Source organism: Chrysosporum bergii ANA360D (genome assembly GCF_029891735.1).
GTDB classification, from domain to species: domain Bacteria; phylum Cyanobacteriota; class Cyanobacteriia; order Cyanobacteriales; family Nostocaceae; genus Umezakia; species Umezakia bergii.
Map to the genome: position 1 here is coordinate 32,242 of NZ_JANQDH010000048.1, position 11,833 is coordinate 44,074.

At 43.5% G+C, this 11,833-nt stretch carries 8 protein-coding genes; 5 read left to right on the plus strand and 3 right to left on the minus strand.

Annotated features, from left to right (window positions below; all coding sequences use genetic code 11):
- Positions 1 to 253: 253 nt before the first annotated feature.
- The 3 genes from NWP17_RS07495 (at position 254) to NWP17_RS07505 (ending at position 4,684) form a co-directional block, all read left to right on the plus strand.
- Positions 254 to 2,695 carry a peptidoglycan DD-metalloendopeptidase family protein gene (locus NWP17_RS07495; protein ID WP_280654289.1) on the plus strand — a complete coding sequence of 814 codons (2,442 nt, stop codon included), beginning with the start codon at positions 254 to 256 and terminating at the stop codon, positions 2,693 to 2,695.
- 361 nt (positions 2,696 to 3,056) lie between these two features.
- Positions 3,057 to 3,515 (plus strand): pentapeptide repeat-containing protein, encoded by a 459-nt coding sequence (locus NWP17_RS07500; RefSeq protein WP_280654290.1) that lies wholly within the window; start codon positions 3,057 to 3,059, stop codon positions 3,513 to 3,515.
- A 731-nt stretch (positions 3,516 to 4,246) separates the two neighbouring features.
- Positions 4,247 to 4,684, plus strand: a complete 438-nt coding sequence (locus NWP17_RS07505; RefSeq protein ID WP_280654291.1) for a CAAD domain-containing protein — start codon at positions 4,247 to 4,249, stop codon at positions 4,682 to 4,684.
- Positions 4,685 to 4,818: 134 nt separating this feature from the next.
- On the opposite strand, the gene NWP17_RS07510 is transcribed toward NWP17_RS07505, so the two are convergent.
- Positions 4,819 to 6,105 (minus strand): homoserine dehydrogenase, encoded by a 1,287-nt coding sequence (locus NWP17_RS07510; protein ID WP_280654292.1) that lies wholly within the window; start codon positions 6,103 to 6,105, stop codon positions 4,819 to 4,821.
- Between the two features lie 160 nt (positions 6,106 to 6,265).
- Entirely contained in the window at positions 6,266 to 7,609 is a 1,344-nt protein-coding gene (petH, locus tag NWP17_RS07515) for a bifunctional rod-capping linker CpcD/ferredoxin--NADP reductase PetH (RefSeq protein ID WP_280654297.1), read from the minus strand.
- 614 nt (positions 7,610 to 8,223) lie between these two features.
- Between petH and NWP17_RS07520 the strand changes: the two genes are divergently transcribed.
- Positions 8,224 to 9,228 carry a phosphoribulokinase gene (locus NWP17_RS07520; RefSeq protein WP_280654293.1) on the plus strand — a complete coding sequence of 335 codons (1,005 nt, stop codon included), beginning with the start codon at positions 8,224 to 8,226 and terminating at the stop codon, positions 9,226 to 9,228.
- A gap of 311 nt (positions 9,229 to 9,539) precedes the next feature.
- Complete coding sequence (gene metK / locus NWP17_RS07525; RefSeq protein WP_280654294.1) at positions 9,540 to 10,802, plus strand: methionine adenosyltransferase; 1,263 nt, start codon at positions 9,540 to 9,542, stop codon at positions 10,800 to 10,802.
- Between the two features lie 112 nt (positions 10,803 to 10,914).
- Here the strand turns inward: metK and NWP17_RS07530 are convergent, their stop codons facing one another.
- The gene (locus NWP17_RS07530) at positions 10,915 to 11,295 is read right to left on the minus strand and encodes a calcium-binding protein (protein ID WP_280654295.1); all 381 of its coding nucleotides are present in this window, start codon (positions 11,293 to 11,295) and stop codon (positions 10,915 to 10,917) included.
- Between the last annotated feature and the right edge of the window lie 538 nt (positions 11,296 to 11,833).

The following is an 11,833-nucleotide window of genomic DNA, read 5'->3' on the forward strand; positions in this document are numbered from 1 at the left end:
AAAAGGTGAAGATAACTGTCAAAAGCAAAAGTTCTATGGTGTGTAGGAGTCAAGCGGACAAGTCAGCACAGCAATTTTTAAGGTTTGCTAATGAGTCTGAACTTGTCTAAATCAGAGAAGCAAGTTAATCTTGCTTAAATATCTCTGATGAAGGTGATCTTGGTCTATCATTCAATGTGATTTAAATCATGGAGTAGTATCCGACTGAAAAATCGAGATCAGTTAAGTGAAGCGTGATCATAGGAGGTCATCTTTGAAACGAGCATTGAAAAAAAGAGAAAAAGCTGTGCTGAAAAATACCTTGAATAATGATGATGCCCCGGTGGAACACTTAGAACAACCAAACGTAGTTAATCCTAGGGTTAACCGTCGGGTGGGGACACAAGCTGCAATGATTGGTTTAGCGATATCAATGGGAACAACCAGCCTTTTGATAACTCGACAAAGCGATCAGGCTCAAGGAGCAGCTCCTCTGGGTAGCCAAAAGGCAACTTCAACAATTCCTGCTGGTTCTAACACGACAGTGAAATTTGCTCCCACAAAGTTGACAGAAAATCCTGTCATCCTGCAACCAACAGCAATTTCACAATTACCTGAGCTTGAAACTAAATGGCAGGTTCCTGTTAGTGGGGTACAATCCGACACCAAGGGATCTGAGAAAACTTCCTTCAATTCACAACTACCAGTATCACAGGAATTGTCAGGAGGAATTACAGCCCATGAGACAGTACCAGAACTGTCTAGTACGGTTACTACCCCAACCGAGGAAGCAACTGTAAATTTAACAGGCGAACAGCAACCAAAGGTACTGGAAAACCCAGAAGCCAATGGTGAAATGAATGCTCAACTAAAAGCGCAGCAAACATTTGCCATAAGTCGCTTACAGGAAAAATCGAACCGTTTAAGAAACAGTCTGGCGGAGTTGCGGTCTGAGGAGACCCAAATATCATCAAAAACTGACATAGCTTCCACACAGCCGAAAACAACAGAAAAAGGAGCAGAAATCGGCTCTAAAACGGCTAATGACAAGGATGAAAATTTAGTATCGAGGTTCAAACAACAAAGTGACTCCAACCGGGAAGCTATAACCATACCTGTACCAGCAGCACGGGAAGTTGTAGGGTTATCCGGTAACGGCAGTTATCAAGTAAAACCAGGGGACACACTGGCGGCGATCGCTCTGAGACATAATATTTCCATTTCGGAAATAGTCCAAGCAAATAATCTGAGCAATCCGGATCAACTCAAAGTTAATCAACAACTGATTATTCCTATTACTCAGGGTAACGGTTCTAGAGCTATTTCGATACCAGTAGTAGTTGCTGCCAATAGGGCTTATTCTAGTAGTACCCCTCAGCTAAACAACTACACCACCAACAATGCTGGCATTCAAGTGAGTCTACCTGCTGCTTCATCACAGTTACCAGTGACTGCTAATAACCAGATACAGGTAAAAACTGCAACAACCATAGAAACAGAATCTATTAATGCCAATACTCAAGGTCTAGGTGGTGATACAGCAGTACCAACAATATTTGCCGAAATGCAGCAGGCTCAAAAATCTGCTGAACAAACGGTAGGTACAAAAAATAATCAAGGTCTCCGTTCCTTACGGGCTGATATCCAGAGATTAAGGGAGAAATTCAATAACCAGGAATCAGCCAACGAACCTGAACCAACTGCTGCGCCCATTACGGTTGCTCAAACAAATAGCCTACAAGCAGAAATCAAAAAATTACAAGAAAAATACCGCAACCAGGAATCTGGAAATGCAGTTGTACCAGTAGCTACTAAACCAGAACCAGAAGCAACCGTCCCCAGTCCCATTGCTCAAATCAATAGCCCAGAGGCAGAAATCCAGAGACTACGGGAGCAGTATCGCCAACAAAAATATGGCGACGCAATCAAGCCAGCAACTAATGACACTGAGAAAGCTCCCATAGCCATTCCTGTGGTTAAACCAAATCTAGCCTCAGCTTCTCAACCTACCGGGGTACGAAACAATCGCTCAATTCCTATTGATGTTCCTAGGCTGAATCTACCCAACTATGGCAGTCAATCTGCTAATTCCCAAACCCGTACTTTTAGTACCAACGAGCCAATCAATCCAGAGTTTTTCTCTAACCGCAATCGCTCTGGGCAGGAAATAGCAGCATCTTCTAGTGATGCTGGTATCTCTGATACTCTAGGAAACTTACGGGGAACTAGGGTAACTCCACAATTACGGCAACAGTTACCGCCTTTGGCCGCAGTCCAGCAATACTTGCCCCAACCCATTGATGCCACTACACCACCCCCTGCAACCGCTTCAACAAGCTACATATGGCCGGCAAAAGGTGTACTCACCTCCGGCTATGGTAGACGCTGGGGAAGAATGCACAGGGGTATTGACATTGCTAACGCCACTGGTACGCCAATTTATGCTGCTGCTGACGGTGTGGTGGAAAAATCCGGCTGGAACAGAGGTGGTTACGGTATCCTAGTGGATATTCGCCACGATGATGGCAGTCTGAGCCGCTATGCTCACAATAGCCGCACTTTAGTGCGAGCAGGTGAACGTGTCACCCAAGGGCAACAAATCGCTCACATGGGTAGCACTGGTTTTAGCACCGGACCCCACACCCACTTTGAAATCCACCCACCAGGCAAAGGAGCAAAAGACCCCATAGCTTTTTTACCTAGGGAACGTAACTAAAAAATCACCTAACAGTGTTTTATTTAAGGGAGGTAAACTCCCTTTTTTAATGAATTAAGGTATGAATTTGTATCACGCAGAAACCCAGGGAGTGAGAGTTTGAGTGAAGGGAGGATATTTTGCGATCGCTGATGAACTTTAGCCAGTTTTCCGTATTTTTGCGGGGATTATGTGGCTGGGAAGCGATGAAGGCTCTAACAGATAGGGAATTAGTGAGGTTTATGTTTTTCCATGAGTGTACAGGCTTGTCTATTAAACTATCAACTTAGGACAACCTCGCAGCAAATTTGAGCAATTTAGTGAGATAATAAAGTCGTGAGGACAAGAACGGATGTAGTTTAATCACGAGGGGGAAAACAATATGAAACTCAAGCTATTTGCAGTTCTGGCCTTAGCAACTCCCCTAATTTTTACTAGCATAGTTAAGGCTAGTAATTCCCAAGACTTACAAAAGCTCAATTTGACCAGAGAATGTGTCCGGTGTGACTTATCAGGAGTTAATCTCAAAGGTGCCCATTTAATTGGTGCTGACCTACGAGGAGCAAATCTCTCGGGAGCTAACCTGGAAGGAGTAAATCTGGAAGGAGCAGACTTAACTAATGCTAATTTGAAAGGTGCGAACTTAACAGCAGCCTTGCTCACCAACGTTAATTTTAAACGAGCTAATCTCAACGGGGCTAATCTAACTCGCGCTCAAATTTACGACTCTAATGTATACGGTGCATCAATGGAGCAGATGATCATCACTGATGCGGAAATCTATCACACTGCAATCGGTATTGGTGGAGATGCAGCGGATATCTTCCCCGATTGGGACTAGTATATTTTCATCAGTAACACTAATCTAGTTAACTGGGGATGAAGTAAGAATATCTTGTAACATCCCCAGTAATATTTAAAATTTACAGGCATACATATCATACCCAGAAAATATGTTATTTAAAATACAGTTATAATCCAAGAGTAATCGGCATGGGGCATCGGCAGGACTTTAAAGAGTTAAAGAGACCGGGAGCGACTGTCAGACTAGTTCAGTAGCAAGTTGCAGTGAACGGTCAAGAATCACCAACCCAGAATATCGGTGAGTATTTCAAGAATTAATATTAATATGATGAATGAGTGACAAACACTCTGTGAGATAGCTTTAATAAACGTTTAAACTTGTATAAGTTATGAGGTTGTCTGGCTTTGACCTGATTTCTGCTTGAATAATTACCATTGACCATAAAACGAGACGCAAGCCCCTGGCTATAGCAATACCTTTCGTACTGTTAATTGTTTTGAGCGTCTAGGGTGTTTTTGCCAGCACCATTGAAGGTCAGTTTGTGGACTCTTCAAGAATCCCCAGGCTTTAGCCTGGGGGAGTGTCAATGTCTACCTTGTAGTTGATGCAGTGGAGGTAATCAGGCGATTATGGTTGTAGGACAAAACCTTTTGTGCATCAAACCCAGTCCTACTCATGCTGTGGTGCATTCATTGCCCCGTGAACAGCCTTTTGGTTGTCATTGTCCGGCTTAGATCAAATCAACCGTTAAATTTAGAGGAGTAAAAATGCAAGAACCGGAATTCCCAGAAACCAAATCTCAAAACCCAGCAGTGCCAGATATCAACAACCAAATGGGAACCATTACCAAACTCCAACGCCCTGTACAGTCTCAAGAACAGTGGCAAAAGTACGGTGAACAAATTTCTGTTTTTTTGGCAACACTGCCTGAGTACCTGGGTAACTTCTTTAATCAATATAAGCAGCCCCTGGTTAGCGTTGGTTTAATTGTGGCAGCAGTTGTTTCGGTTAAGGTACTCTTGGCAGTATTAGACTCTTTGAACGACATTCCTTTAGTAGCACCAAGTTTTGAATTAATTGGTATTGGCTACTCTGTTTGGTTTGTTTACCGCTACTTGCTCAAAGCTTCTACTAGGCAAGAGCTAACTAGTGAAATCACTACTCTCAAATCCCAAGTTGTCGGCAAAAATCTTCCAGAAGCTTAGGTAAATCTGGCAACAGGCACAATTTAGGAGTTAATGATTAGCGGGCAAGATGCCCGCTGCCAGAAAGTTTTGGGAGTTTTGTCAAGTGCAGGCACAATATGGCAATGAAAGCTAGATTCTCCCGTTCTTAACAGTTACAGCACTCGCAGTAAACTGGGAATACTATCTATGGCCTCTAAGGTTTGAATTTCTGCCAGAGCTTGCCGAAAATCTCCTTCTCGAACATCGTGGGACACCACCACAATTTCTGCTAGTCCCTTCTGAAAGCCTGTTTGCACCACAGACTCTAAACTAACGCCGTATTTACCAAAGCAAGTACCCAAATTACCAATAACTCCCGGTTGGTCTTTAGTGAGGAACCGGGCATAAAATCGCGTCACTAGTTCGGTAATGGGGGCAACTGGGGAGTAATGTTGATGTCTACAAGTTAAGAGGGGATTGGGTTTAGCTGTACTGGTTTGGAGAAGGGCAACTAAATTTAGGATATCTGAAGTGACGGCACTAGCTGTTGCACCCGCACCGGCTCCGGGTCCAAAAAACATCACCTGCCCAATGGGTTCCCCCTCTATAAGAATGGCATTATAAACATCGTTGATGCTGGCTAAGGGATGTGCTTTGGGTACTAGGGTGGGATGCACTCTCACGGAAAGAGAGGATGAGTCTGTGTATTGTTTGGCGATCGCTAATAACTTAATCACAAATCCCAACTTTTCGGCATAGGTAATGTCTGTCTTGCTAACTTGGCGAATGCCTTCACAATACACATCTTCTAGATTAATGCGTCCACCAAAGCCCAATGATGCCAGGATGGCAATTTTATCTGCCGCGTCTAGTCCGTCTACATCAGCTGTGGGGTCAGCTTCAGCATAACCTAATGTTTGAGCGTCTGCCAAAACATCACTAAAGTTACTACCTTCCCTTTGCATCCTGGTTAGAATGTAATTAGTTGTACCATTAACTATACCAGTCACAGTATGAATACGGTTAACACTTAAAGACTGCTTCAGGGGTTGAATCACCGGGATACCGCCCCCCACAGCAGCTTCTAACATGACATACAGCCCTGCTTGGTTGGCAGTGGTAAAAATTTCTGCCCCAAAACGGGCGATGGCGGCTTTATTGGCAGTGACAACGTGTTTACCGTTTTTTAAAGCTGTTATGATCAGCGATCGCGCTGGTTCCAATCCCCCCATCAATTCAACTACTATATCCACTGCCGGGTCATTGACAATGGCGGCTAAATCTGTAGTTAATACCTCAGCTGGCAATTCTACACCACGGTTTTTGTCAAGGGTTCTTACTCCCACTCGATATATTTCTATTTGCTGTAATAACGGGTTACGTCCCGCAACATCTTGTAATAATTGCACTGTACCTGTACCGACAGTGCCTAAACCTAATATTCCTAGTTTCACTCCCACAAATTTTGTACCCTCATTTGGCGAGTTTTGTTCTCAGCTGTCTACACTTACCATCACCAGACAGTGATGTAAAAACAATTATAGGGCGAGTTAATCACCCACCCTACTTGATTAGGCTTTGTTAATGGCTTGAGTTTGCATACTCAAGCCGTAAAGTAACTTAGTAAGTTTCCACGTGCCAACGATGAGCTTTTTTCAGTTCCTTTTGGTAATCACTCCACACTACTCCTTCCTTAGCAGCAGCGGCAGTTAAAGCTTCATCAATACCACCTTCCATACCACGCAAACCGCAAATGTAGGTGTGAGTTTTTTCTTCTTTAATCAAACGCCACAATTCATCAGCGTGTTCTGCCACGCGGTCTTGGATGTACATTCTGCCACCTTGGGGATTTTTTTGTTCCCGGCTGATAGCATAGGTAAGGCGGAAGTTATCAGGGTACTTTTGCTGTATTTCTTCCAGTTCTTCCTTATATAAGATGTTGGGAGTTGTGGGAACACCAAATATCAGCCAAGAGAATCCTTTAAACTGATAATCTGGGTTAACTGCCTTTTCTGAGTCCTTAAACATCCGCCACAGGTAAGCCCGCATGGGAGCAATACCGGTTCCAGTTGCCATCATAATAATATTGGCTTCTGGATCTTCAGGTAGCAACATTTCCTTACCCACTGGGCCGGTGATTTTCACATCTGCCCCTGGTTCCAGTTGAGTTAAATAAGTAGAACAAACACCGTAAACTGTTTCTCCTGTTTCTGGGTGCTTGTACTCCAACTGGCGGACACATAGAGATATTGTTTGATCATCCACATCATCGCCATGACGAGTAGAAGCAATTGAATACAGTCTCAGTTTTTCGGGCTTGCCGTTTTTATCTAAACCCGGGGGAATAATGCCAATACTTTGACCTTCTATATATTTTAGCTCACTGCCAGACAGGTCGAATTTGATGTGCTGAACAATACCAATACCGTCTTGATCCACTAACGCATCATTAGATATACACTTACCAATGAATGGAGCATTAGGACGGTAAATATTTACAGGAACGTCAGCGCCTTTTTTGGCTTTCGCTTGAGTCATGGTGTTGCCTTTTTTGTCCTTCTTTTTGGGCTGTTCTTCAGCTGGTGGTTTAGCAAAGCCTTTAACTTCACTATTAGCACTGACAGGTGTAGCTTTACCATTGCCCTCACTGTTAGCAGCTGTTTCAGGTGTAACTGAAGACTCTTTATTGTTGTCAGCACTCTCATGGGAGGCTGTAGGATTAATTTGTTCTAGAGTACTTACAGATTGGATACTAACAATTTTGCCGCCCAGGCGAGTGATCCGTCGCATTTCTTGATTCATGCGGTTGTAAGGTACTCTGATGAACACACTGCCACTTTTACGAATTGGGTAGTTTGTTTGATCAGTTTCTTCGTTCTGGCGCAGACCCACCACTTCATAAACGAAGACGCGGCTACCGAATTCTGTGTTGGCAGCACCCCCAAAAGCACCTTGATTGTACATTCGTTCTAACACTCCGATTTTTACTTAACCGTTTCTCAAAAAAATTCTTTCCTTTCACCAGTTTTAGTGTACCTAATTTTCTGATACAAAGACTGGTAATCCAGGAAAGTGGCATTATAAGCTCATGCCGTGCTAGGTTCACTCACCAAGGACATACAAGGATAGCAAAAAACACACCTGTTCACCTTCTAAGGTAAAGGATAAGTTTTTGGCAGAATGTTAATGATGAGTCAATTTAATCTTTTTTTCGTGAATCACCACTCCCATTAGGGAGATGGCTTCAACCACCCAAAGGGGAAGATACCATGACTTGTAGCTTGGCAGTTTTCTTTAACTAGGACTAGTAAATACAAACTGAACCCACATCCTACCTGTCCGCAAAATTAATCATAAAGTGGTAAATTCTTTCTGAGATCAAATCTTGTTATAGAATACCACCTTCTGTTAAAATCGAGAACACCACGCTAGATTAAATACTTGCCAGCTAGCAATGTCTGCCCGTCTGGATATTCCCTAGCCCTGCTGAGAAGCAACAAAACAGGATCAACCCCTAGTTTAAAAATCTTCTGTGTGAAAAAATATTGACTGAAACATTTAGTATTTAGAGGAAATTTATGACAACTAAGCCGGAAAGGGTGGTATTGATTGGAGTAGCCGGAGACTCCGGATGCGGTAAATCTACCTTTTTGCGTCGTTTAACAGATTTATTTGGGGAAGAGTTCATGACAGTCATCTGCTTAGATGACTATCACTGCTTGGACCGCAAGCAGCGCAAAGAAACAGGCATAACCGCTCTTGATCCTAGAGCTAACAATTTTGACTTGATGTATGAGCAAATCAAAGCACTTAAAGAAGGTCAAGCCATTGATAAGCCGATTTATAACCACGAAACCGGGACTATTGATCCACCGGAACGGGTAGAGCCTAATCATATCATAGTTGTGGAAGGTCTGCATCCTTTATACGATGAACGGGTGCGATCGCTGCTTGATTTTAGTGTTTATTTTGACATCAGTGATGAAGTCAAGATTGCCTGGAAAATTCAGCGAGACATGGCCGAAAGGGGACACCGCTATGAAGATGTTTTAGCTCAAATCAATTCCCGTAAACCGGATTTTGAGAAATTCATCGAGCCACAAAGGGAATTTGCCGACGTGGTTCTTCAGGTACTCCCCACCAACCTGATTAAAAACGATACCGAGCGTAAGGTGTTACGGGTACGTATGTTGCAACGGGAAGACAGAGAAGGCTTTGAGCCAACCTACCTATTTGATCAAGGCTCAACCATCCACTGGACTCCTTGCGGACGTAAACTAACTTGTTCTTATCCTGGTATGCAGTTATACTATGGTTCTGATGTGTACTATGGTCGCTATGTATCTGTGCTAGAAATAGACGGTCAATTCGACAACCTTGAAGAGGTGATTTATATCGAAACTCATCTAAGCAATACATCCACCAAGTATCAAGGGGAAATGACTCACTTGCTACTCCAACACCGAGAGTATCCAGGTTCCAACAACGGAACTGGATTGTTCCAAGTGTTGACCGGTTTAAAAATGCGTGCTGCTTACGAGGGTTTGACAACAAAAGAAGCAAAACTAGCAGTTCAAGTTTAACTCAGCATTGCTAATTTGACACTCCCCCCGGCTTTAGCCGGGGGATTCCGGTGTGACTGAGGTTCCTTGCTTTTACTAGACCTAGGTCTAATAGGAGTAGAGGTAAAATTTCTACTGGCGTTATTTAGCGTCAGGGAGACGGTAGTGTTTGCACGATTCAAATCAAAATTAATTTTATTTCCCTAATTTACAAAAATAAATCAAATACTAACTGTTGCGTGTCCTAATCTTGTTATGATTTCATACATTAGTTGCTGAACTAAATAGTCAAAATTTAGCCAGCAGTAATCGTTGAAAAGGAGGAACTCTTTTTGTCTAAACGCTATTTATTCACCTCCGAATCAGTTACCGAAGGTCATCCAGATAAGATTTGCGATCAAATTTCTGATACAATCCTTGATACCTTACTCACGGAAGACCCCAGCAGTCGTGTGGCGGCTGAAGTGGTGGTTAATACTGGTTTGGTACTAATTACTGGGGAAATTACTAGTAAAGCCAATGTCAATTACGTCAACCTAGCCCGGAAAAAAATAGCCGAAATAGGCTACACAGACGCTGTAAATGGTTTCTCTGCGGGTAGCGCCAGCGTGCTTGTGGCTTTAGATGAACAGTCGCCGGACATAGCCCAAGGTGTGAATACTGCCCAAGAGACACGCCAGCAGAATAGTGATGAACAATTCGATGCAGTGGGTGCTGGCGATCAAGGTATCATGTTTGGCTTCGCCTGCAACGAAACACCGGAACTGATGCCCTTACCTATCAGTCTTGCTCATCGCCTCGCCCGCCGCTTGGCAGCAGTCCGCAAAACAGGCGAATTGCCATATCTGCGCCCCGATGGTAAAACACAAGTAACTGTAGCCTACGAGGACGGGTATCCGGTAAGTATTGATACTATTCTCATCTCCACCCAGCACACAGAAACCATCGGGGAAATCAGAGATGAAGTAGCAATACAAGCCAAAATCAAACAAGACCTGTGGTCAGCAGTAGTGGAACCTATTTTTGCTGACATAGCCATTAAGCCTACCGAAGAAACACGTTTCTTAGTTAACCCCACTGGCAAATTTGTCATTGGCGGACCTCAAGGCGACTCTGGTCTCACAGGTCGGAAAATAATTGTTGATACCTACGGTGGTTATTCCCGCCATGGCGGTGGCGCTTTCTCGGGTAAAGACCCCACTAAGGTAGACCGTTCTGCTGCTTATGCAGCTCGCTATGTGGCTAAAAACATTGTTGCTGCTGGGTTGGCTCAAAAATGTGAGGTTCAACTCAGTTATGCCATTGGTGTAGCCCGGCCGGTGAGCATTTTTCTGGAAACCTTTGGTACAGGGAAGGTGGATGATCAAACCCTACTGGAGTTAGTCAAAGACCAATTTGAACTACGTCCCGCAGGAATTATCCATGTTTTCAATTTACGTAACTTACCCAGTGAACGAGGCGGACGTTTTTATCAGGACATCGCGGCTTACGGTCACGTTGGGCGGAGTGATTTAGATTTGCCCTGGGAGCGCACTGATAAGGCTGAATTGTTGAAACAATTAGTAACACAGTCACTTTCAGCAGCGATGGCTTAAAGTGTCACCTGTAGGGAAAAGTTAACTAAATATAGGCAGGAAGTTTCTCTAACCTCCTGCCTGGTATTTGGCAATATTGAAAGCCTGTTGGGCATTTCTCTGTTAGTGGTTGCTAGAATTTGTAACCTCTAGCCAGCCAATAGTGCCAGTCCGCGATCGCTTCTTTTGTTTCTTCGTCAGTATCACTTGCTACTATATCTGAAAGTTTAGCAGTGAACACGTCTTCATCTTTACCATTGGGTTCTACCACTTCCACATACATATCTTTTAGGCACTCATCATCTGGTGCCATTCCCAGCACCTCAACTGTTTTTTCCTCCACTGTGGCTGTTTTACGTGATTTCTTCTTTAAAGTAGCTATAAAGGGGACATTTAGGTTGTCGTCCAGGTAGTCATACCAACCCATTGCCCTCTCTTCTTTATCTTCAGCATCGACAATTATTTCTGTTTTAATGCGATGCTCTCTATTTTCGTCGCGTTCAACACTAGGCATAAGATCACAGCTTATGTATGATGCACCTTAATTAGTTTGACATAACCCCTGGTTGAAACACAGGAGATTTTAAACTGATGTTGCTACGCGGACTGAAGACACGCTAGGCAACGCTTAACGATATGATTTATTAAATAATATCGCTTTGGGAGTCTCAAAGCTCCCTGACTCACCTTGACTAAGATTATACTTAGCTGTGTGACTAATTGAGTTGGCATCTTATGGGTTTTTCACCAGTTTGTAGATGCTCTTTTTGATTTTAACTGAACAAAAATACTTTGTAAATACTCATGACCCTTTGTTAAGGACACCACAGGATAAATCCTGTTGATCCGCGTTTCATCCCCTAGGCTTTAGCGTAGGGTTTCTCAAGCTCCCACTATGTTTTGATGTCCTTAATGTGCTATTTGCCCTTGTACCCAGTGACGGAAGGCGCGAAGCATGGGTATTTCGCCTATGTTGACGCTTTCTTCCAGAAAACGGGGAATTTCCCTAGTTAAAGGTAAATTCGCAAAGGTGGGGGACGCATCACCAGGGA

Bases quoted from the DNA above. Each gene is read 5' to 3' on its own strand.
- NWP17_RS07500 (WP_280654290.1), top strand. From the start codon at position 3,057: ATGAAACTCAAGCTATTTGCAGTTCTGGCCTTAGCAACTCCCCTAATT.
- NWP17_RS07505 (WP_280654291.1), top strand. From the start codon at position 4,247: ATGCAAGAACCGGAATTCCCAGAAACCAAATCTCAAAACCCAGCAGTG.
- petH (WP_280654297.1), bottom strand. From the start codon at position 7,609: ATGTACAATCAAGGTGCTTTTGGGGGTGCTGCCAACACAGAATTCGGT.
- NWP17_RS07520 (WP_280654293.1), top strand. From the start codon at position 8,224: ATGACAACTAAGCCGGAAAGGGTGGTATTGATTGGAGTAGCCGGAGAC.
- NWP17_RS07530 (WP_280654295.1), bottom strand. From the start codon at position 11,295: ATGCCTAGTGTTGAACGCGACGAAAATAGAGAGCATCGCATTAAAACA.